This window comes from Halomonas sp. FeN2, assembly GCF_020595105.1.
Taxonomy (GTDB): Bacteria; Pseudomonadota; Gammaproteobacteria; order Pseudomonadales; family Halomonadaceae; genus Vreelandella; species Vreelandella neptunia.
The window spans coordinates 698,331-720,879 of sequence record NZ_CP074200.1; the positions used below are offsets into that span (position 1 = coordinate 698,331).

The window sequence follows — 22,549 nt, forward strand, 5'->3', positions numbered from 1 at the left end:
CGCGTAATGACCGTTGCTCCATTTGAGGCAACGAAACAGTAAGAGCAACGCAAACGGAGAAGCAAATGGCTAATAATGTTGATGTCACCAACGCCAATTTTGAGCAAGAAGTCCTCAACGCTGAACAGCCTGTGCTAATGAAATTCTGGGCGCCGTGGTGTGGCCCGTGCAAAGTGATGGCCCCGGTCGTTGATGAAGTGGCTGCAGAACGTCAGGAGAGCCTGAAAGTCGTTAGTGTCAATGTAGACGACGCACCTGAAATTGCTGCCGAACAAGGCGTGCGCGGCGTACCTACCGTCATGCTGTTTAAATCCGGCACCAAAGTCGCTTCACTGGTTGGCGCGCAATCTAAATCACAACTGACCCAGTTCATCGAACAAAACGCTTGATGGATGAAGGTGTTTAGCACTTGTAAAAGCCGCCGACTCTGTCGGCGGTAACAGGCCCTAAATTTTCTGCTTAATTTTTCCGTTTCCACGGTGGCAGACTAGCATCACCTGCCCGAGTATCTTTCACACGGCGCTTTCCAGGCCCTAACAGCCGTGCGATCCAGCGTGTTTGTGGGTGGCTATCGAGGGCAATCTTTAGCGTCATCGTCAGCACCACCGAAAGTAGCATTCCCGCCGCACCAAAGATCCATCCCCATACCACCAGCGATAAAAACGCCACAAACGTGGAAAGCCCCAGCGCTTGCCCCATTACCCGCGGTTCGATCAAATTGCCGAGCACAAAGTTGATCACCAGATAAGCGGAAGCCAGCAGTAGTGCCTGAAAGGCGCCGCCATCCTGGGAGACCAAGAGCAATAGCACGGGAGGAATGGCAGCAATGGCTGAGCCGATATTGGGTATAAAGTTAAGGGCAAACGCCAGCACGCCCCATAGCAGCGGAAAATCCACCCCAACGACCATGCAAGAAAGCCAAACCAACGCGCCCGTTGCCAGGCTAATAACCGTCTTAACAGCCAGATAGCGCTTCAGCGTTAAGCTGAACTCACTAAAGCGTTTCAAGCTAGGTGCAGGATTTTCCAAGGCACGGGAAATTTTGTCGCGCACATTGAGGGTTTCAAACAGCATAAAGATGACCAGTAACCCGACAATGATGCTCTGCATAAAGAGGTTACCAAGCTGGCTCAATACCTCTGGCATCCAGGAGCCTTCATCATCCATCTCAAAGAGCGAGTTGATCTGATCAGGATTAATCGCTAGCCCCCGAGAAGAGAGCGCATTGAGCAAATTCCAATACTGTTCATAAAGCCGCGATTCTATCTCCGGCAACGCCGTTACAAAGGTACTAAAGCTATTGACCACCAGCAGGCCAATCAGTGATATAAACGCCAGCAACACCATCAATGTCAGAAATGCCGACATTCGCATGCTTAAACCACAGCGATGCAGCCACTGCACCGGTGAAGTACATACTACTGCGATAAATATCGCGAGCAGCAGCGGCACTAATAAATCTGCACCGGCTTTCATTCCTGCAATAATCACTACCAGCGCAGCGAGCGCCAGGGTGGCATTGAGTGGAATACTGCGGTAATCCTCGTCCGACAATTTCGACATGATCCATCCCTAGCCTGTTGTCCATATATAATGGCTGCATTCACCATATTGCACAAACCGTGCAAATAATAAGCAACTGTTTTGCGTCCACTCTTCCGTGCTGAACTTTCCTTTCTACTTCGCTTCCAATCTGCGTCTACCTGAATGATTTACACCCGGTTTAACTTGGCGGCGCCACTGCCCGCCCACTAAGGAAAACATTTATGCAAGCCATACCAGCTAAGCTTCAAAAATCAGGTTCTAAACGTTTACGCAATGGCCTACTAGGCAGCGCACTATTGGCTCTAGTTAGCGTGCCTTTTGCACACGCCTCGCCGTCGCACCCACCCCAGCCAAGTCTGCATGTTCAAGCGCAGTCTTGGGTTGAGGTAGAACCCGATAAGGCCACCCTGAATGCACGGTTATGGGAAAACACGCCCGCCCTTTCCACCTTGGAAGAGAGTGATAGTAGCGCACTTAGCGATGCCCGCGAGCGTTTAGAGACCCGCGCCAGCAAATTAATCGAGCAAATGGAAGCCACTGGCCTAGAGCGTAACGCTATCAATGCAGGCTCGTTAAATGTCTATCCTGAACATATTCAAGGGCCACGCAATGAAGATGGCGAGCATGAGACCTTGCAGCGCACGCGTCTTGAGCGCCCGATCACCGTCGAACTCACCGACCTCGAACAGTTAAGCGAAGTGTTAGACGCGCTCATAGCCGCTGGTGTTAACTCATTGGATGGCGTGCAGTTTGACCTACAAGACCGCGACGCTGCCACTGACGAAGCGCTGGTCAAAGCGTTGGAGAAAGCGCAACATAAAGCAAACCTGATGGCCGACAGCTTAGATGCGGAACTGGGCCATGTGCAGCGCATTGAAGAGACGCAATCGCCTATCTTCCAGCCGCGCATGATGTCAATGCGGGCAGAAAGCGATGCCACTGGCGCTAGTCAATCCGGTGCCGCCAGTGATTACAGCCCCGGCACCATTCGTATTGATGCCGGGGTTAGCGTTGAGTGGGCGCTTAAAGGGCCAGACGCTCCACGCCGCCCAAATAGCGACGTAGCGGCTCAGGAATAATCACCGAGCCATCCGCCTGCTGGTGGTTTTCAAGCACCGCCAGCAGGCAACGACCGACCGCCAGCCCTGAACCGTTCAGCGTATGCAGCAACTGCGGCTTTTTGGAATCCGGATGGCGATATCGTGCTTGCATACGCCGGGCCTGGAAATCTTCGCAGTTAGAGACCGACGAGATCTCCCGGTAAGTCTCCTGACTAGGAAGCCACACTTCCAAGTCGTAAGTCTTCGTGGCCCCAAAGCCCATATCCCCAGTGCAAAGCGTTACTACGCGATACGGCAACGCCAGCGCCTGCAGGATCGCCTCCGCATGGCCGCGCATCTCTTCCAGCGCTTCGTAGCTCTTCTCCGGCTCCACAATCTGCACCATCTCGACTTTATCGAACTGATGCTGGCGGATCATACCGCGGGTATCACGCCCGTGTGAGCCCGCCTCACTGCGGAAACACGGCGTATGAGCGGTAAGCTTCATCGGCAGCGCTGCCTGTTCGACAATTTCATCGCGCACAAAGTTGGTCAACGGCACTTCTGAAGTGGGAATCAGGTGGTACTCGCGCTCATCGTCCAACTTGAACAAATCTTCGCCAAACTTCGGCAGTTGGCCGGTGCCCATCAGCGAATCGCGGTTGACCATGTACGGCACGTAGCACTCTTCATAGCCGTGCTGCTCGGTTTGGGTATCCAGCATAAACTGCGCCAACGCCCGGTGCAGGCGCGCTATCGGCCCGCGCATGACCGCAAAGCGGGCACCGGTGATTTTCGCCGCCAGCTCAAAATCGAGATAACCCGACTGCTTACCCAGATCAACGTGATCCAACACCTCGAAATCAAACTCCCGCGGCGTGCCCCAGCGGTGAAGCTCGACATTATCGTCTTCGCTTTTGCCTTCCGGCACGCTTTCGTGGGGCAGGTTGGGAATACCACTGATAGCGTCGTCCCACTCTTCCTGGACGTCGGCCAGCTCACGCTTGGCTTTATCAAGGCGATCACCTAAATCGCTGACTTCATCCAGCAGCGGCTGAATATCTTCCCCGTTGGCCTTGGCTTTACCAATCGCCTTGGAGCGCATATTGCGCTCGTTTTGCAGCTGCTCGGTTTGCGTTTGCAGTTCGCGGCGACGCGACTCCAGCGCCTGCAATCCCGCTTTATCAAGCACAAAGCCCCGGCGGGCCAGTTGTTGAGCAACCGTGTCAAGATCACCGCGCAGCAGTTTCGGATCGAGCATGAATCCTGTCCCTTGGCCTGAAAACAATAAGAGCAACGCGCCAATGCGCGTGCATAAAGGGGCCTATTGTAGGCAAAAGCGCGGCGGGGAGCCATGGCCGGAGTCAGTTGGCATGCGTTTAGCCACGCTAGAAGGTTGAATCGACCAACTATTATATAGCGTCACCATCCAAGTAGTGCCGCTGAAAGAGTGCAACACCAGATAAATGTGTACTAGCGCCACACTCAAGTAGCGCGAGGTAAGCCTACGGCGCACCCGAGAATACAGCGCGCAGCGCTGCTTAGATGATCGGCAACTGCGGCTAATTATGCATTATTCGTAGTGGCTCCAAAGCCGGAGCACTTTAATTACCCCTTCGTCTTCAAGTACCTGGTAAACCAAACGATGCTGAATATTGATGCGCCGTGAATAAGCCCCCGCAAGATCACCGATGAGCTTCTCAAACGGAGGCGGTTTCCGATACGGATCTTCTGCGATCAGTGCTAGCAGCTCCTGTGCCTTTGGCTTCAATCCACTGGAGGCTAACTTCTTCGCATCTTTCTGAGCGTGTTTGGTGTAAACCAACTTCCATGTCACCAGTCCAACTCCTCATCGCACTCATCCACTGGTGTCTCCATTCCATCACGAACAGACTCTCGCATCCCTGGAACAGAAAGCAAGAATAGCGTCTCCTGAATGGCAGACCAGTCCTCCTCCGCCACCAGAACGGCTTTATTCCGCTTGCCCATAATGACAATGGGCTGATGAGATTCGGCAGTCTCATCAATCAATCGATAAAGATTGCTGCGCGCCTCTGTTGCAGATATTCCGGTCATAACGCACCTCTAATTTATCCCGCCTCACATTTATTGTACGCCATACGGTACGTACGTCAAAACGAACGTAATATTCAACCCTTTTAAGACTCGAATTAAATCACCACAACTCAGAGCTTGGTTCTGATCGTTATATTTCAAAATAGCTATAGCGTGAACCCTCAACCTCAATTAGCGCGTGGTATTCCTGTGGCTGAGCAGCATCTAACTCTCGGATCTACCGCATGAGCTATAACCACTCGGCATATCCATCCCAGCCCATTAGCCAAAAGTGATAGAGTGGCCGCCGATTCGACTGGCGAATCGATAAATAATAGGTTTTCACACTTTTTGACAGGAGAAACGCAGTGCAGGAGACAGCACAGCAAGGAAAGTTTGCTTGGTGGCGACGAATTGCCCTATGGAAGAAGATTCTCGCAGGGTTGGCGCTGGGTATTTTGGCAGGTGCGCTATTAGGTGAGAGCGCCAGCGTGTTTAAACCGCTGGGTGATATTTTTATTAACGCCATTATGATGCTGATTGTGCCGCTGGTGTTCTCCACCCTGGTGGTGGGTATTACCTCCATGCGCGACCCGCAGAAAATGGGCCGTATTGGCGCGCGCACCATTACGCTCTACTTGGTCACTACCGCCTTTGCTATTTCCATCGGTCTGGTACTTTCCACCCTGCTGCAGCCAGGCGTGGGCGTTGATTTAAGCTTCGACTCTGAAGTGGCCGCTAGCGAAGCACCATCGCTGGTCTCTATTCTGGTTAACTTAGTGCCGCGTAACCCGCTGGACGCCCTGGCCAACGGCAACATTATGCAAATCATTGTGTTTGCCATTGGTTTGGGTATTTCGCTGACGTTGATCGGCGATAAAGGCGAGCCGGTCATGAAGGTATTCGACAGCTTTGCCGAGGCGATGTACAAGCTCACCGGCATTGTAATGGCCTTCGCGCCCTTCGGCGTCTTTGGCTTGATCGCCCACGTCTCCGGCCAGTACGGTTTAGAGATACTGCTGCCGCTGGCCAAGCTGATTGGCGTGGCGTACCTGGCGAGTATTCTCCACGTGCTGGTGATCTATTCAGGTTTTATCTCGCTATTGGGGCGGCTAAACCCAATGCGTTATTTACAGGGCAGCCTGGACGCTATTGTAGTGGCGTTCTCATCCGCCTCTTCTGCGGGCACCCTGCCGGTCTCTATCCGCTGTGCGCAGAAGAATCTGGGCGTTTCCGAAGGGGTTTCAGGGTTTGTGCTGCCCGTGGGCGCCACCATCAATATGGACGGTACCGCGCTTTACCAGGGCGTGGTGGTGCTATTTATTGCCCAAATGACCGGCACTGATTTGAGCATGATGGATTATGGCATGATTGTCGCCACTGGCACGCTGGCATCCATTGGCACCGCAGGCGTACCGGGCGCTGGCCTGATTATGCTCTCGATTGTAATGGCCCAGGTTGGCCTGCCGCTGGAAGCTATCGCCGTGGTCGCGGGGATTGACAGGATCCTTGATATGGCACGCACCAGCGTCAACGTTGCGGGCGATTTGATGGTCACCACACTGGTAGGTAAAAGCGAGGGTGAGCTCAACGAAGACATCTACAACCGTTGCTAATGTTAACGCTACATTTATAGTGTATGAAAAGGCGTCCGCTGTGATTAGCAGCGGGCGCTGCGCCCTCCCCTTTTCACAACCTTCCCTACAGCAGTTGTGATTCGCACAGTTTCTCGGCAACCTATTAGCATCATTTCTAGCCGAGCAACGCAGCTATGCCTACCGCTTTTGATCAAACGCTCGCCGCCATCGATGCCCTGCATGCCGAGGATCCGCGCTCCACGACGCTTGCCGATGGCACCTCCATGCCCCAGGAACTGGCCTACGCCCAGCGCATGAGCGACTGGCTAGACCGTGTGCATGACGCGCCCGATGACGTGCTGCGTTTAGCCGTACGCGCACAGCACTTACAGCGCTGGTTAGTCCCGCGTGAGGAGTACCCCGAAGGGCGCGTAGGCTACTTAACCTGGCGGCGCGACCAGGGCAAGCGCGCAGGCGATACCACCGCCCAGCTAATGCGCGACGCAGGCTACAGTGACAAAGAAGCCGAGCGCACCGCAGCGATTATTGGCAAGAAAGGCCTGGGCCGAGACCCGGATGTGCAAGCGCTGGAGGATTGTGCCTGTCTGGTATTTCTAGAGAACTACTTTGCCGATTTCTCACGTAAGATCGAGCACGACCATATGGTAAAGATCGTGCAGATGACCTGGCGCAAGATGTCGCCCCACGCCCATGAACTGGCCCTAACACTGCCCATGTCGGACACCTCATTAGCGCTGGTAAAAGAGGCCTTGGGTGTGGAGTAAGAGTAAGCGGCAGAGTAAAGCGCTGCCGTGAGATGCAGCGGGGCAGCCGCTGCGGTAAAGTAGCGGTCTTCTTTTATTGCGCCCCCGGCACTGACGGCTTGATCAACTATGATTGCATCCTTGGACACCCGTACTGCCCCGTTTGAACGCTTGGGCAATGAGTATGTACGTTTTCTACAGGCGCTTAAAACGCGCGGCTTTGAAGGCGAAATAGCCCCCGATTACGCCAACCGCACGGTGCTGGCAACGGATAACTCGATCTACCAGCGCCTGCCCCAGGCGGCGGTCTACCCCAAGCATGCCGAAGATATAGAGCGCCTTACCCGGCTGGCTGCCCAAACCACTCACCGCAGCATTGTATTAACGCCCAGGGGCGGCGGTACCGGCACCAACGGCCAGTCGCTCACCGATGGCATCGTGGTGGATGTCTCCCGCCATATGAATCAGATCCTAGAAATCGATGTGGATGCACGGCGGGTGCGCGTTCAGGCGGGCGTGGTGAAGGATCAATTAAACGCGGCGCTCAAACCCCACGGGCTGTTTTTCGCCCCGGAGCTTTCGACCTCCAACCGCGCCACTATTGGCGGCATGATCTCAACCGATGCCAGCGGCCAGGGCAGCTGTGAATACGGCAAAACCCGTGATCATGTGCTGGAGCTCGATACTATTCTGATCGGTGGAAAGCATCTGCACAGCCGCGTGTTAACACAGGACGAAGAGCAGGCTGAGTGCCAGCAGGAAGGTATTCTGGGCCGCGTGCATACTACTGCCGCCGAGATTATCGACCAGCAGCGCGAATTGATTGCAGCCAAGTTCCCACCGCTCAACCGCTGCTTGACCGGCTACGACTTGGCCCACCTGCGCGACGGCGAGGGGCAGCTCAACCTCAACAGCCTGCTGTGCGGCTCGGAAGGCTCGCTGGGCTTTTTAAATGAAGCGGTGCTGAACGTGCTGCCGATTCCCAAGCACTCCACCCTGGTCAATGTGCGCTATACCAGTTTTATGGACGCGTTGCGGGATGCCAAAGCATTAATGACTGCCAGCGCGCAGCCTACCTCGATTGAGACCATCGACGACAGCGTGCTGCAACTGGCTATGGAGGACTTCGTCTGGGACAGCGTGGCGGAGTTCTTCCCGGCGACCGCTAACACGGCGATTCGCGGCATTAACCTGATTGAGTTTAATGACGACGATGAGAGTGCCCTCGCCGAGCGAGTTCGCGCCTTCACCGACCACCTAAGCCAAGACACCACCGTTGAGCGCCTAGGCTACACCCTGGCCGAGGGGCGCGGGCAGATCCAGAAAGTCTACGCTATGCGCAAGCGCTCGGTGGGTTTGCTCGGCAATGTGCAGGGCGAGAAACGGCCCATTCCGTTTGTGGAAGATACCGCCGTGCCACCGGAGCATCTGGCCGAGTTTATCGCAGAGTTCCGCGCCGCGCTGGATGCCCGAGGACTCTCCTACGGGATGTTTGGTCATGTAGATGCAGGCGTGCTGCACGTGCGCCCCGCCATTGATATGAAGGATCCCGAACAGGAAAAACTGATTCGCGCGGTGTCCAATGAAGTGGCTGCGCTGACCCAGAAATATGGCGGCCTGCTGTGGGGCGAACACGGCAAGGGCGTACGCTCCGAATATTCGCCTAAGTTCTTCGGCGAACTCTATCCCAGCCTTCAGCGGGTAAAAGCGGCTTTTGATCCTTATAACCAGCTTAACCCTGGCAAGATCGCCTCGCCCGCCGAAAGCGGCGAGCTCATCGCCAAGGATAGCGATCCCGATCTGTTGACGGTCGATGGCGTGCCCATGCGCGGTCAGTTTGACCGCACCATCGACGAGCGCGCCTGGCAGGCCTACGACGCCGCGGTGTACTGCAATGGTAACGGCGCCTGCTACAACTATGACCTTGATGACCCCATGTGCCCTTCCTGGAAGGCAACGAGGGATCGTCGCCACTCGCCCAAAGGCCGTGCCAGCCTGATCCGCGAGTGGCTGCGGCTGCAGACCCAGGCGGGCATCGACGTGGTCGAAGAGTCACGCAAGAAGAAAGCCGAAGGCGGCTGGGGCTTTATTAAGAGCTTTCCGCTGCGGGTGGCGAACACGCTAAGCCGCAAGCAGCACCACGACTACTCCCATGAGGTTTATGACGCCATGGCGGGCTGTTTGGCGTGTAAGTCCTGCGCGGGGCAGTGCCCGGTTAAGGTCAACGTCCCCCAGTTTCGTTCGCAGTTCTTGGAGGTCTACCACGGCCGCTACCTGCGCCCGCTGCGCGACTACGTGATTGGCGGCACTGAATTTATGCTGCCCACCCTGGCCAAGGCGGCACCGCTGTATAACGCCGTGATTGGCCAGCGCTGGGTAGAGCAACTGATGCGCCGCACCTTGGGCATGAGCGATTCTCCGGCGCTTTCACGGGCCAGTGTTAAAAAGCAGCTCAACGCCTGGGGCGTCGCCGAGGCAACGCCGCTCTCGCTTACCCTGTTAACCGAACAGCAGCGCGCTAACAGCGTGATTATTGTCCAGGACGCCTTCACCACCCACTTTGAAGCCAAGCTGGTCATGGACGTGGTAGAGCTACTCTCGCGTCTCAATTTACGCGTGTTCGTGATGCCCTATTCGGCGAATGGCAAACCCCTCCAGGTACAGGGCTTCCTGGGCGCCTTCGAGCGTACCGCCGCCAAGCAGGCCGAGCGGCTACGCACGTTGGCCCGCTTTGATATCCCCCTGGTGGGCATCGACCCAGCAATGACGCTTACCTACCGCCAGGAGTACATCAAAGCACTAGGCAATGAGGCGGTACCGGAGGTGCTGATGCTGCAGGAGTGGCTGGCAACCCGCATTAATACGCTTGCGCCCAGCCAGCTCAAGCTAAACGACCCAGGCTTTAAGCTGCTCTCCCACTGCACCGAGAAAACCAACGCGCCGGGTAGCCCTAAAGCCTGGCAGCAAGTGTTTGCGGCGTTTGGGTTAGAGCTTGAGCTGATGGCCACCGGCTGCTGCGGTATGTCCGGCACCTACGGCCATGAAACCCGCAACGCCGCTACGTCAAAAACGATCTACGCCCAGTCGTGGCAGCCCCAGGTCGAGGCAGAGGAAAACAGCGGCAAACTACTGGCTACCGGCTACTCCTGCCGAAGCCAGGTAAAGCGCTACTCGAGTCAGGTAATGCCGCATCCTTTGCAGGCGCTGTTAGCCGCAGTTAAGAGAGCAGCTCCGCTCTAAAGCTTGTACAATAAACACCTCTTGTATAATGTTGAGTGAGTTAACGGCGTGCAGTGTAAAAAGCTGTCACGCTGTTCTTTAATTGTTTTTTCAGGAGCTGCCTTGTTATCTCTACTTTCCTCTCTGACTCGTCTAGGCGCAGGCGCTGTTTTAACCCTGAGCCTAGCGGCCATGGCGGTCGCTCAGGAAAACCGTGTTGAGACGCAGGTAGTAGCGGACTCTCCGCGGATAGAGGTGTTGCCATTGACCGGCACCGTCAGCGCCCCACGCACCTCGCTGCTATCAAGCGCTGAAGCGGGTCAGGTCAGCGAGCTAACGGTTGAGATGGGCGACACAGTCACTCAAGGCCAGCCGCTTTTATCGCTTGATACCCGCGATATTAGCCTGGAAAGCCAGCGCGCCAGCGCGGATCTAGCTCAGGCCGAAGCCGAACGTGACGAAGCGCAGCGCTTAGTGAGCGAAGCCAATCAGCTCTCGGCGCAAAACTTTGCCGCCAGTGAACGACGCCAGCGTGAAAGCGCTTTAGCAGCGGCCCAGGCCACCCTTGAAGCGCGTCGAGCCGACTACAGCTTGGCCCAGCTGCAGCTTGAGCGTCACCAGATACGTGCCCCCTTTGACGGCATGGTCACCCACCGTGAGAGCAATATCGGTGAGTGGGTAAACCCCGGTGATACCCTGCTCACCTTGGTCGATTTAGCTTCCCTTCGCTTGGATTTCTCGGTGCCGCTCTCTGCCTACCAACGCTTTGAGGGCTCCCAGTTAGAGGTGCGCTTAGAAGGCAGCGATCAATGGCACCCGGCGCGCACCCTCGCGCGTATTCCCCTCGATGCCAGTTCAAGGCAGTTTCTGCTGCGTGCAGCGCCGGAAACACCACTTGAAATGCTACCGGGTATGGCAGTAGAAGGCCGTTTGCAGCTTAACGGCGAAAGCGGGCCCAGCGTGCCGAGGGATGCCCTCATTCGCCGTCCGGATGGCAGCGTCAGCGTTTGGTTAGCCCGCCAGAGCCAGAGCGATGATACTTGGCAGGCGTTCGAACAGCGGGTTGAGATCGGCAGCAGCTACCAGAGAGAGGTCGCCGTGAATGAGGGCCTATCAGCGGGAGACCGCGTTATCGTCGTCGGTAATGAGCGGCTTGAAGAGGGACAAGAAGTGTCCCTGAGCGACGACTAAGGAGCGATACCCGCATATGTTTGCCGCCATTATTCGTCACGGCATCTTGGTGAGCGTTATTACGCTGATCCTGCTGATTCTGGGGGTAGCTGCGATTTGGCGCATCCCTGTACAGATGATTCCCGACCTGGAAACCCGCGTGGTGGGTATTGAGACCCAGTGGCCGGGTGCCACGCCGCAGGATATTGAAAAGGATATCTTGATCGAACAAGAGGAGTTCCTGCGTAATGTGCCCAACCTGCAGCGCATGGAGTCCACCGCCAGCAGCGGCAGCGCCGAAATCGAGCTGGAGTTCCCGTTTGGCGTCGATCTCACCGAAACCTTGATTCGGGTTAACAACGCGCTAAGCCAGGTGCCCTCCTACCCCAACAATGTCGACCAGCCGCGCATCGTCGCCAACTCCTTTTCCGCCAACGCCTTTATGTACTTTAACGTTGGCCCCCGTGGGGGTAACCCCCGCCAGCTCGATATGCCGGCCATGCGCGACTACCTGGAAGATAATGTCCGCCCGCGCCTTGAGAGCGTTGCGGGCGTATCGGAAGTCACGGTTTCCGGTGGTGCAGAGCGGCAAATGCAGCTACTGATCGACCCCGAAGCGTTGGTCGCCCGTGAACTGAGTATCGCTGACATTCAGGACGCCCTTCAGGCTCGCAACCAGGATGTCTCCGGCGGCAACCTCGAGAGCGGCAAACGCCGCTACCTGCTGCGTACTGTAGGCCGTTTTGAGGATGTGGAGAGCCTTGAAGCGCTGATTCTCATCCGCGACGGAGACGCGGTCACCCGGCTAAGCGATGTGGCTGAAGTACGCCAATCCTACGCCGAACTCACTTCTCGCGCTTACAGCTCGGACGGTCAGCCGGTACTAAGCGTGCAGGTGCGCCGGGAACCGGGCGCCAATGTGATTGATATCAAGCGCGCCATGCTCGATGAAGTCGCGGCGCTAAATGAAGGTCTGCTAGCCGAGCAGGGCATGCGCATGACGCTCTCTAGCGACGACGTGCGCTACGTGGAGTCGTCGATTGCCAATGTCTGGGTCAACCTGGGCCTGGGCGCGCTGTTTGCCACCCTGGTGATGTATGCCTTCCTGCGCTCTGCCCGCGCCACACTGGCCGGTGTCATCGGCATCCCTATCTGCACCATCGCCGCCTTTTTAGGCCTGCTGCTGGCAGGGCGCACGCTCAACGTCATTTCGCTGGCGGGTGTCGCTTTCGCCATTGGCATGACGATAGACAACACCATCGTCGTGCTGGAGAGCATTGAGACCCAGCGCCGCCGTGGCCTGGCGCGCTTTGAAGCGGCTCTTGAGGGCGTCAAGCAAGTATGGCCTGCGGTGCTGGCCTCAACGCTGACCACTATTTTAGTCTTTGTGCCGATCTTCTTTATTCAGCAGGAAGCCGGGCAGCTCTACTCCGATATTGCGGTGGCCATCTCGACGTCGATTATTGTCTCCATGGTGGTCGCCATTACCGTTATTCCCACCCTGGGCGCGCATATCGATTTTCGCGGTAAGGAGAGCGCTTCAACGTCATCGCCGCGCTGGGTACGCGGCTGCCTTTGGGTGGTTGATGGCATGATTCGCACGGCTTCCCGGCGCTTTCTCGCTATCGTGCTGGGCATCATAGGGGGAATCGGCATTTTTGTCTGGCTGACGCCCCCGGCGGAGTACCTGCCCGAAGGCGAAGAGGCCAAAACCTTTGCTAGCATGAACGCCCCGGCGAGTTACAACCTGGCCACCATGGATGCCATTGCGCAAACGCTGCAGCAAGAACTGGAACCCCATGTAGGCGATGATCCAGAGGACTTCGAGCGCGGCGATACCGACATCCCGCCGATTCGCACCATGGGCATTCAAGCCGAAGCGCAGAGCCTGCGGATCATTGCGGAAACCATCGACCCCACCCATATTGAAGCCTTGATGGACGCCCTCACCCGGCGCTTTGAAAGGTACCCGGACATGCGCGCCTTTGCTGCCCGTGGTTCGATTATCTCCAGTAACGACGGCGGAACGCGCAGTATCACTTTGGATATTGCCGGCAACGATCTAAACGAACTCTACACCACCGCCAATGCGATTTATCAACGCGCCGAGACAGTGTTCGACAACCCACGCATTCAGTCACGGCCCTCCGCTCTGGATCTTGGCCAGCCGCTGATTGAGGTATACCCCGATTGGGAGCGCGCCGCTGAAGTCGGCCTGGATACCGACGCCCTGGGCACTACCGTCGCGGTGCTCACCAACGGCGCCTACCTGGATGACTTCTATCTCGACGACGAGAAAATCGACCTTTACGGCTATGGCCCCGAGGCAGGCGATATCGACCTTGATGCCCTTGCCACCCTGCCCATCTATACCCCTTCTGGGGTGAGCGTTCCGCTCAACACCCTCGCCGATATTCGCGAGACGGTGGGAACGGCTACGCTGCGGCGGGTAGACGGGCGCCGCAGCGTGACGCTGGACGTTATTCCACCCCGCAGCGTGGCGCTGGAAGCCGGTATCGAGCAGATGCAGGATGAGGTTATCGACCCACTGCGCGATGAGGGCGTCATACCCGCCAACATTAACGTCAGCGTGACCGGCGCGGGGGATCAGTTGGACGCCACCCGCCAGGCGCTAACCAGTAATGCATTAATTGCGTTGGCGATTGTGTATCTGCTGCTGGTAGCGATCTTTGCCCACTGGGGTTACCCGCTGCTGATTCTCGCCACTATTCCGTTAGGCGCCGCAGGGGGGATTGTAGGGCTGTGGCTGATGAATACTGTCGGCGCTCAGCTGCCGAAAATTGGCTTAAATGCCATCAGCCAGCCGTTCGATATGATCACCATGTTGGGCTTTCTGATTCTGATGGGGACGGTGGTCAACAATCCGATACTGGTGGTTCATCAGGCGAGGGAGAATCTACGCACGGCGAGTATGGGGGTTCGGGAGGCCGTTCAGCATGCGGTAGAGAGTCGCTTACGGCCTATCGCCATGACGACTCTTACCACCCTGTGTGGCCTTTCACCGCTGGTGTTTCTACCCGGAGAAGGCACCGAGCTTTACCGCGGCGTCGGTGCCATTGTGCTATTCGGGCTGCTCGGCACGGCAATTGTCACCGTCACCTTCTTGCCAGCCCTTACCGTTGCCGTGCTCAGTAGGAGAACCCAACGGTCGGCGAACTAAAAACGGGTGGCGTTAGAAAAACAGCCTTTTCAGCGCCAATCCCGGATCACTTTCGCGCATAAAGGCTTCGCCGACCAGAAAGCCGTTAACGTTATGATCGCGCATTAGCTCAACGTCATCGCGGGTATGAATACCCGATTCGGTAATCACCGTGACGCCCTCAGGAATGCGCGGCAGTAGATCCAAAGTGGTATTCAGGCTGGTTTCGAAGGTATGCAGATTACGGTTGTTGATGCCGACCAGCTTTAGATCCAGCGCCAGGGCACGCTCAAGCTCGTTGGCGTCGTGCACCTCGATCAGCACATCCATCCCCAACTGGTTGGCCTGATGGTGCAGATCGCGCAGCTGTGCGTCATCCAGGGCAGCAACGATCAGCAGAATGCAGTCCGATCCAATCGCCCGGGCTTCACATACCTGGTAGCCGTGGGTGATAAAGTCTTTGCGAATCACCGGCAGCGTGCAGACATCCCGAGCGGCAATGAGATAGTCTTCGTGGCCTTGGAAAAAATCGGCGTCGGTAAGCACGGAGAGACAGGCAGCGCCGCCCTGGGCGTAGCTTTTGGCGATATCCGAGGGGTGAAACTCTTCACGAATAACACCCTTTGAGGGCGAGGCTTTTTTCACTTCGGCGATAATCGCCGGATCACCTGTTGCAATGCGCGTATTAAGCGCCTCAATAAAGCCACGTGGGGCGCTCTGCTGCTCCCCGAGGGCCAGCAGATCCGTCTCTGAAACGGCCTGACGGCGCTCAGCCACTTCTTGGTCTTTGCGAGCAAGAATGCGCGTTAAAATAGTCGGCGTTGCCTGTTGAGTCATGGTGGTCTCTTTTTTTAAAGCTTATCTTGTTTAAGCACCTACTGCTTAAAAACGCTGGTGAAGTGCGAAAGCTCTTTGAGTTTTTCGAGCGGCAGCTGAGAGGCCTGCGCGTCCTGAGCTACCATCACCCCCTCTTTTAAGGTATCCGCAACCCCCGAACAGTAGAGCGCGGCCCCAGCGTTTAGTGCGACCATATCGGCAGCGGCACCCTCACCGGAAAGCGCGGCCTTGACCAATCGCAGGCTGTCTTCGGCACTGGCGGCTTTCAGCGTTGCCAGGCTCTGGCGCTCAATGCCCAGTTCTTCAGGCGTAATGGTGTACTGGGTAATCTCACCCTCTTTTAGCTCAGCGACCAGGGTGGGGCTAGCCAGGGAGATTTCATCCAGGCCGTCCTCTGAGTGGACGACCATCACGTGGCGGCTGCCCAGGGTTTTCAGCACTTCCGCCATTAATGGCACTAATTCTGGGGCGTAAACACCCAGCACCTGGTTCGGTGCGCCAGCAGGGTTGGTCAGCGGGCCCAAAATATTAAACAGCGTGCGCACGCCCATTTCCCGGCGCGGGCCAATGGCATAGCGCATGGCCGGGTGGTGGTTGGGTGCAAACATAAAGCCTACGCCCACCTGCTCAATACAGCGCGCTACCTGATCAGGCTTGAGATCCAGGTAGATACCCGCCACATCGAACAGATCCGCACTGCCCGACGACGACGAAACGCTGCGATTACCGTGTTTGGCTACATGGGCTCCGGCGGCCGCGGCGACAAAACTGGCGGCGGTGGAAACGTTAAACAGGTTGGCACCATCGCCACCGGTGCCGACAATATCCACAACGTTTTCAGCACTCAGCTCAACGCGCTTCATCAACTCACGCATTACCTGGGCAGCGGCGCTAATTTCCGCGGCGCTTTCGCCTTTCATGGCGAGGCCTACCAGCAGGCCGCCAATTTGCGCATCGCTTGCATCGCCGGTCATGATCTGACGCATTAAAGCGTGCATGGCATCGAAAGTGAGGTCTTCGCGGCGCATCACCGCATTAATCGCATCTCGCATTTGCATGAGCAGAGGGGCCCCTAAAAGCGTGTGAAACCGGCCATTAGCCGCGTTTTAAAAAGTTGGCCAACAGCTCGTGGCCTTGGCGGGTAAGAATTGACTCGGGGTGAAACTGCACCCCTTCTATATCCAGTTCGCGGTGACGAAACCCCATAACTAAACCGGGGGTTACATCGTCATCGCCTGTCCAGGCAGTCACTTGCAAACAGTCGGGCAGGCTCGCTTTATCGACCACCAGGGAGTGATAGCGGGTAACCTCAACCGGGTTATCCAGCCCTTCAAACACGCCTTGGTTAGCGTGAAGCACGGCTGAGGTTTTGCCGTGCATCACCTGCGGCGCGCGCACGACCTTGCCACCATACACCTGACCAATCGCCTGATGCCCCAGGCAGACGCCTAAGATAGGCAGCCTGCCTGCAAAGTGTTTAATCGCGGCCATGGAGATCCCAGCCTCGTTGGGCGTGCAGGGCCCTGGCGATACCACCAGGTGCGACGGCTCCAGCTCTTCGATTTGCTCAATGGTGATATCATCATTGAGGTGAGTGATCACCTGCGCACCCAGCTCACCCAGGTACTGGACAATGTTGAACGTGAAGCTGTCGTAATTATCTATCATCACCACTTTCGGCGCTGCCTGTTGCTGTGATGGCTGTTTGTGCACCGACTGAGCTTGCGCCATTGCCCCATTTGCTCCATTGCGTCATTTCGACCACAGATTAGATCTGTTAATGGAGTGATGATAACGCAACCGAGCACTTCCTTGCAGGGGTTAAGTGTCAACCTGCCCCCCTTTCGACTACCAGCACTCCGGGCAATAGATCACAGCTTTGGATGACCAAGTCGATGCGGAAAAGAAGAAACCATTCGGACGGTCATAAGGAACGCTATGTTTAGGAGTGAAATACAGGCTCTTTTCAGCATAGTGGCCCTTTCTACTTGAGAGTATTCTGCCTTGAGCAATACTTGTTTCGGCCTGCCGCTGTATCGGAACTGGCAACCAGCCACCGCAGTCTTTATTATCTGCCGTCTTTTTAGATAGCCTTTTTAACCAGTTAGGAGCGTGGGATGTCAAAGTGGGTTACCTGGGTATGTGCGCTCTTATTCGTCGCGCTGATAAGCTATGCGCCAGCGTATGCCAATACAACACTGCGCGTTATTGCTTCCTTTTCAGTCATGGAGGAGCTGGTCAAACGGGTGGCGGGCGACACAGTCAGCGTTAATGTCATTGTACCGCGGGGGGAAGATGTTCACCGCTGGGAGTTAACGCCACCCAATGTGCTGGCGTTAGAAGAGACCCATATCGTGTTTTATAACGGGCTTGGGCTAGAGCCCTGGATACGTCATGTTGAAGCGATGTCTGACGATCAGCTAACACTAGTGGAAGTGGCTAGAGAGGCCGACTATACACCGCTGATCATTTCGACCGGGCAGCATAAAGGGGCGCTAGACCCACACATGTGGATGGATCCAGAGGGTGCCGCGGCCTACATTGATGTCATTGCCGAGACCTTGGCAGCTCACCTACCCGACCAGGCCGAAGCGTTTTATAGCCGTGCTGAAGAGGCACGCAAGGCGCTGAATAATCTTAGCCTAGCGGTGAAAGAGCGCCTGGAAGGAATTCCACAAACGAACCGCACCTTGGTGACCAGCGAAGCAGGCTTTGGCTATTTCGCCCGCGCTTACGCATTTGAAGCGCATGGCGTCTGGGGGGTTAACCATGAGACCCAGGGCAGCGCCCAGGCAATGGCTAAAATGAGCGAATATCTTGCTAATAATCGTCCACGCCCACCGGCGCTGTTTTTTGAAAGTACCACGCCCAGTATTCATATGGATGCCCTGTCTCGGGAAGCCTCACTACCTCTGGCTGGCCCACTGTATGTCGACTCGCTGAGCGGTGAAAGTGGCCCCGCGGCTAACTACGCGGACATGCTGCACCATAACGCTGAAGTGATGCATACCGCGCTAGGGGGGGCCACGGCTGAGTAAGCGACCGGCCAAGCCTAGCCCACCACCTTTGTCGCCCAAGGTGCGTTCAACAGCAGCTCAGTTAAAGAACTGAGCACTAGATCGGGGTGACTGTTCTCTATTGGCTCCCCATGGTTGTAACCATAGGGCAGCGCCAGGGTAGTAAAGCCCGCCGCCTTACCGGCAGCCATATCGTGACGTGAATCGCCGACCATCACACACTCAGCTGGCGGTATTTGGCAATGGTGCGCAGCGTGAAGCAGCGGCAATGGATGGGGCTTCTTTTCGGCCAGCGAATCACCGCCAATCCATAGCGTAAAATAGTCAAGCAGCTCGAAGTGCTTTAACAGCGGCTCAATAAAACTCTCGGGCTTGTTGGTGATCAGCACCAGTGTCAGACCTTGTTGATGCAGCGCCTCTAGGGCTTGCTTTACGCCAGGGTAGAGTGTTGTCAGGGTATTGGGTGCAGCGCCGTAGTGCACCATAAACACATCATAGGCGCGCTGTTGCAGGCTAGGTTCTGGCGGGGCTTGCAACGCCCAGGTCAGAGCTCGTTCTACTAATACCGGCGCGCCGTTGCCTACCCAATCCCGTACCTCTGCTTCGCTCGGTTCAGGCAACCCCAGCTCGTCTAACGTGCGCGCCACTGCGACGGCAAGGTCGGGCACTGAATCAATCAGCGTGCCATCCAAGTCGAACGCAATCAGCCGTTTACCCTGTAGTATTGTGTGTAACTCTGAATAGTTTATGGGATGCACTTTCAATGCTCTCTGCCTCATTTCCATTAGAAAACCATCTTACCTGCTTAAAGCAAACTTTCGCATTAGTCAGCAGCGTAAGAACCTTCTATGCTGGGGCTAATTTAGTTAAGGAGGTAGTGATATGCCCACTCCCAGAATCGTGATTGTCGGCGCTGGCGCTGGCGGTTTAGCCCTTGCCACACGATTAGGCCGTACCTTGGGTAAGCGCAAACGCGCAGAAATTGTGCTGCTGGATCGCAATACCACTCACGTGTGGAAGCCGCTGCTCCACGAACTGGCCACCGGCGTGCTGAACTCCAGCATGGACGAGGTGGATCTTCGTGGACACTCATCGGCCCACTTCTACCGCTATCAGCGTGGCTCGCTCACCGGCGTAGATCGTGAGCAGCAGACGCTGCAATTAGCACCGATTCATGATGAAGATGGGCAAGAGGTGCTACCCGCCCGCGAGCTTGCCTACGACTATCTGGTCATGGCAATAGGCAGCGTTTCCAACGATTTCGGCACGCCCGGCGTAGCGGAGCACTGCCACTTCATTGATTCGCCCGAGCAGGCCAAGGCGTTCCAGCGCGATATGATCAACACCTTTCTGCGCTATACCGACCCCAATCTACGTCAGCATACTCAGTTGACCATTGGCATCGTCGGCGGTGGTGCGACAGGAGTAGAGCTGGCGGCGGAATTGTTTGACGCTTCGCGCATGCTCAATGCCTATGGAGTGACGGCATTAGATAACCAGCAAATCAGTGTCCATCTATTAGAGGCGGCACCCCGCTTGCTGCCGGGGCTCTCCGAGCGGGTTAGTCAAACGGTTAAAACAGAGCTTGAGAGCATGGGGGTGACTGTCCACACTGATACCGCCGTTAAAGAAGCTCAGGCGTATCAGTTGCTCACCGGTGACGATGAGGTGATTAAAACCGATATCAACGTGTGGGCAGCGGGTATCAAAGCGCCGCCGTTTTTGGCGGAGCTAGGCCTGACAACGAATAAGAAAAACCAAATTGAAGTAAAAAGCACCCTACAAAGCGTCGATGATGAGAAGATTTTTGCCCTAGGCGACTGCGCCAGTTGCCCAATGGGAGAAGATAGCACCGTTCCGCCGCGCGCCCAGGCTGCACACCAGCAGGCTAAGCTGCTCGCCAAAAACCTGGTCAATAAACTGGAAGGCAAACCGCTAGCCGACTTCCGCTACCGCGATCACGGCTCACTGGTATCGCTGGCCCGCTACGATGCGGTAGGTAATTTGATGCGCAGCTCCGCCTCCCGCGGCCTGTTTTTAGAGGGCTGGCTGGCTCGCCAAGCCTATGCATCGCTCTACCGTATGCACCAGCTCTCTATTCATGGGGCGCCGAAGACGGGGCTAGCGTGGCTGGTCGATAAGCTTAATCGTTACTTAAAGCCGCGCATGAAATTGCACTAAACGACCCTTGTATATTACTTGGCCAGCGCCGCACGCAGCTGTTTGATTACCGTGTCATAGCCGTGCGGGTCGCTGGCTTCGTGGGCGCTGAAAATGGCGGAACCTGCCACAAAGGTATCAGCGCCCGCTGCGGCGATCTCGGCGATGTTATCCACTTTCACACCACCGTCGATTTCCAAGCGAATAGGCCGTCCTGACGCATCAATACGCGCCCGCGCTTCACGCAGCTTGTCCAGCGTACCGGGAATAAAGGATTGCCCACCAAAACCTGGATTGACGCTCATCAGCAGCACCATATCGACTTTATCCATCACATAGTCGAGATAGGAGAGCGGTGTAGCCGGATTAAACACCAGGCCGGCTTTACAGCCGCCGTCACGAATTAGCTGCAGCGAGCGGTCGACATGCTCAGACGCTTCCGGATGAAAGGTAATATAGCTGGCGCCCGCCTCGATAAAATCGCTGATCATGCGATCCACCGGTTTCACCATCAGATGCACATCAATAGGCGCAGTCACCCCGTGTTTACGCAGCGCTTTGCACACCATGGGGCCAATGGTCAGGTTGGGCACATAGTGATTATCCATGACGTCGAAGTGCACCACATCCGCGCCTGCAGACAGCACGTTATCCACCTCCTCACCCAGCCTGGCAAAGTCAGCCGATAAAATAGAGGGGGCAATCAAGAAATCCTGCGCAGCGGTCATATTCCATTCCTGCTTATCAATCAGTAGACGAAGGGTAGTCACTCGATATACCTGCGAGTGTGCAGGCAAGAGAGCAAAGCCAGGCCGCTATCTTAGCAGAGCCGCTTAGCAGAACCACGTATCAGCTCTTTGCATGGCATCACACATATATTCTTAAATAGAATATAAAACATGATTGTAATTCCACATTGATAGATTTAATCTTGCCAATATTGCGACACTAAGCGCCTACTGTTTTTAAGGAGTTTCTCTATGGCACTGCCAACAATTTTCCGCCGCAGCCTGATTGCCATTGCGTTAGGCGTTACGGTAAGTGGAACCGCCGCCGCCCAAGAGCGGGAGCTACTTAACTCCTCTTACGATATCGCTCGCGAGCTGTTTGCTGCGATCAATCCCGAGTTTCAAGCCTGGTGGCAGGAAGAGCACGGTGAAGAGATTGCCATTAGTCAGTCTCACGGCGGCTCTTCCGCACAAGCCCGCGCCATCCTTCAGGGTCTACGTGCCGATGTGGTGACCTTTAACCAGGTCACCGACGTACAGGTACTCGCCGATGCAGGGCTGGTAGCCGAAGATTGGCAGGATGCGTTTGAGAACAATGCCTCCCCCTACTACTCCACCACTGCCTTCTTGGTACGCAAAGGCAACCCCAAAGGCATCGAAAGCTGGGACGATCTAGTCCAAGAAGATGTAGAAGTGGTCTTCCCCAACCCGAAAACCTCGGGTAATGGCAGATACACCTATCTAGCTGCCTGGGGCTTTGCCGAGAACGAGTTCGATGGCGATGAAGAGCAAATCGAAGAGTTCATGCGCACTTTCCTCGCCAATGTGGCGGTGTTCGATACCGGCGGTCGTGGTGCAACCACCAGCTTTATCGAACGTGAAATTGGCGATGTGCTGATCAGTTTCGAGTCTGAAGTCAACAACATTCGCAAGGAATACGGCAGCGACGACTACGAAGTCATCGTGCCGCCCGTTAGCATCCTGGCCGAGTTCCCTGTTGCAGTGGTCGGCGAAAACGCTGAGCGAAATGGTAACAGCGACTTGGCCCAAAGCTATCTTGAGTACCTCTACACGGAAGAGACTCAGCGCCTGCTCGCGGGCTTTAACTACCGGGTGCATAACGAAACGGTGGTAGAGGAGTTCGCTGATCAGTTCCCAGAGACCGAACTGCTCGAAGTAGACGACGTATTCGGTAGCTGGGATGAGGCAATGGAGACCCACTTCGAAGGTGGCGCCCTTCTCGACCAGCTACAGCGCCGCTAATATTCATTTATGAG

19 protein-coding genes are annotated in these 22,549 nt (G+C 56.0%); 10 read left to right on the plus strand and 9 right to left on the minus strand.

Features of this window, described 5'->3' with window-relative positions; all coding sequences use genetic code 11:
• Positions 1-65 precede the first annotated feature (65 nt).
• Positions 66-389 (plus strand): thioredoxin, encoded by a 324-nt coding sequence (trxA, locus tag KF947_RS03300; RefSeq protein WP_007113240.1) that lies wholly within the window; start codon positions 66-68, stop codon positions 387-389.
• A 70-nt stretch (positions 390-459) separates the two neighbouring features.
• On the opposite strand, the gene KF947_RS03305 is transcribed toward trxA, so the two are convergent.
• On the minus strand, positions 460-1,563 hold the full coding sequence (locus KF947_RS03305; protein WP_133732762.1) for an AI-2E family transporter: 1,104 nt from the start codon (positions 1,561-1,563) through the stop codon (positions 460-462).
• A 203-nt stretch (positions 1,564-1,766) separates the two neighbouring features.
• On the opposite strand from KF947_RS03305, the gene KF947_RS03310 reads away from it, so the two are divergent.
• Positions 1,767-2,624, plus strand: a complete 858-nt coding sequence (locus KF947_RS03310) for an SIMPL domain-containing protein (RefSeq protein ID WP_227405444.1) — start codon at positions 1,767-1,769, stop codon at positions 2,622-2,624.
• Here the strand turns inward: KF947_RS03310 and serS are convergent.
• The 3 genes from serS to KF947_RS03325 all read right to left on the minus strand — a co-directional run bounded on the left by serS (position 2,569) and on the right by KF947_RS03325 (position 4,661).
• A complete protein-coding gene (serS, locus tag KF947_RS03315) occupies positions 2,569-3,846 on the minus strand; it encodes a serine--tRNA ligase (protein WP_227405445.1) in 1,278 nt (425 codons plus the stop codon). The two genes, KF947_RS03310 and serS, sit on opposite strands and share 56 nt — an antisense overlap.
• A 312-nt stretch (positions 3,847-4,158) precedes the next feature.
• Positions 4,159-4,422 carry a Txe/YoeB family addiction module toxin gene (locus KF947_RS03320; protein WP_133732765.1) on the minus strand — a complete coding sequence of 88 codons (264 nt, stop codon included), beginning with the start codon at positions 4,420-4,422 and terminating at the stop codon, positions 4,159-4,161.
• Positions 4,419-4,661 carry a type II toxin-antitoxin system Phd/YefM family antitoxin gene (locus tag KF947_RS03325; RefSeq protein WP_133732766.1) on the minus strand — a complete coding sequence of 81 codons (243 nt, stop codon included), beginning with the start codon at positions 4,659-4,661 and terminating at the stop codon, positions 4,419-4,421. The genes KF947_RS03320 and KF947_RS03325 overlap by 4 nt, the downstream gene beginning before the upstream one ends.
• Positions 4,662-5,008: 347 nt before the next feature.
• Between KF947_RS03325 and KF947_RS03330 the strand changes: the two genes are divergently transcribed.
• The 5 genes from KF947_RS03330 to KF947_RS03350 all read left to right on the plus strand — a co-directional run bounded on the left by KF947_RS03330 (position 5,009) and on the right by KF947_RS03350 (position 14,551).
• Positions 5,009-6,256, plus strand: coding sequence for a dicarboxylate/amino acid:cation symporter (locus KF947_RS03330; RefSeq protein ID WP_133732767.1), 1,248 nt, complete (start codon positions 5,009-5,011; stop codon positions 6,254-6,256).
• A gap of 155 nt (positions 6,257-6,411) precedes the next feature.
• On the plus strand, positions 6,412-7,002 hold the full coding sequence (locus tag KF947_RS03335; RefSeq protein ID WP_227405446.1) for a DUF4202 domain-containing protein: 591 nt from the start codon (positions 6,412-6,414) through the stop codon (positions 7,000-7,002).
• A gap of 108 nt (positions 7,003-7,110) precedes the next feature.
• A complete protein-coding gene (locus KF947_RS03340) occupies positions 7,111-10,221 on the plus strand; it encodes an FAD-binding and (Fe-S)-binding domain-containing protein (protein ID WP_227405447.1) in 3,111 nt (1,036 codons plus the stop codon).
• 102 nt (positions 10,222-10,323) lie between these two features.
• Positions 10,324-11,391 (plus strand): efflux RND transporter periplasmic adaptor subunit, encoded by a 1,068-nt coding sequence (locus tag KF947_RS03345; RefSeq protein WP_227405448.1) that lies wholly within the window; start codon positions 10,324-10,326, stop codon positions 11,389-11,391.
• A 16-nt stretch (positions 11,392-11,407) separates the two neighbouring features.
• A complete protein-coding gene (locus KF947_RS03350) occupies positions 11,408-14,551 on the plus strand; it encodes an efflux RND transporter permease subunit (RefSeq protein WP_227405449.1) in 3,144 nt (1,047 codons plus the stop codon).
• Between the two features lie 12 nt (positions 14,552-14,563).
• On the opposite strand, the gene trpC is transcribed toward KF947_RS03350, so the two are convergent.
• From trpC to KF947_RS03365, 3 genes are read right to left on the minus strand one after another with little or no spacing between them, the layout of a single operon-like run.
• Entirely contained in the window at positions 14,564-15,367 is an 804-nt protein-coding gene (gene trpC, locus KF947_RS03355; RefSeq protein WP_133732772.1) for an indole-3-glycerol phosphate synthase TrpC, read from the minus strand.
• Positions 15,368-15,405: 38 nt separating this feature from the next.
• On the minus strand, positions 15,406-16,425 hold the full coding sequence (gene trpD, locus KF947_RS03360) for an anthranilate phosphoribosyltransferase (RefSeq protein ID WP_133732773.1): 1,020 nt from the start codon (positions 16,423-16,425) through the stop codon (positions 15,406-15,408).
• Between the two features lie 37 nt (positions 16,426-16,462).
• On the minus strand, positions 16,463-17,098 hold the full coding sequence (locus KF947_RS03365) for an anthranilate synthase component II (protein ID WP_133732774.1): 636 nt from the start codon (positions 17,096-17,098) through the stop codon (positions 16,463-16,465).
• Between the two features lie 386 nt (positions 17,099-17,484).
• On the opposite strand from KF947_RS03365, the gene KF947_RS03370 reads away from it, so the two are divergent.
• Entirely contained in the window at positions 17,485-18,405 is a 921-nt protein-coding gene (locus KF947_RS03370; protein WP_133732775.1) for a metal ABC transporter substrate-binding protein, read from the plus strand.
• Between the two features lie 14 nt (positions 18,406-18,419).
• On the opposite strand, the gene KF947_RS03375 is transcribed toward KF947_RS03370, so the two are convergent.
• Positions 18,420-19,163, minus strand: a complete 744-nt coding sequence (locus tag KF947_RS03375) for a phosphoglycolate phosphatase (RefSeq protein WP_133732822.1) — start codon at positions 19,161-19,163, stop codon at positions 18,420-18,422.
• Positions 19,164-19,266: 103 nt separating this feature from the next.
• On the opposite strand from KF947_RS03375, the gene KF947_RS03380 reads away from it, so the two are divergent.
• Positions 19,267-20,565 carry an NAD(P)/FAD-dependent oxidoreductase gene (locus KF947_RS03380; protein WP_133732776.1) on the plus strand — a complete coding sequence of 433 codons (1,299 nt, stop codon included), beginning with the start codon at positions 19,267-19,269 and terminating at the stop codon, positions 20,563-20,565.
• 14 nt (positions 20,566-20,579) lie between these two features.
• Here the strand turns inward: KF947_RS03380 and rpe are convergent, their stop codons facing one another.
• Complete coding sequence (gene rpe, locus KF947_RS03385) at positions 20,580-21,272, minus strand: ribulose-phosphate 3-epimerase (RefSeq protein ID WP_133732777.1); 693 nt, start codon at positions 21,270-21,272, stop codon at positions 20,580-20,582.
• 252 nt (positions 21,273-21,524) lie between these two features.
• Between rpe and cysP the strand changes: the two genes are divergently transcribed.
• On the plus strand, positions 21,525-22,535 hold the full coding sequence (gene cysP / locus KF947_RS03390) for a thiosulfate ABC transporter substrate-binding protein CysP (RefSeq protein WP_133732778.1): 1,011 nt from the start codon (positions 21,525-21,527) through the stop codon (positions 22,533-22,535).
• Positions 22,536-22,549 lie beyond the last annotated feature (14 nt).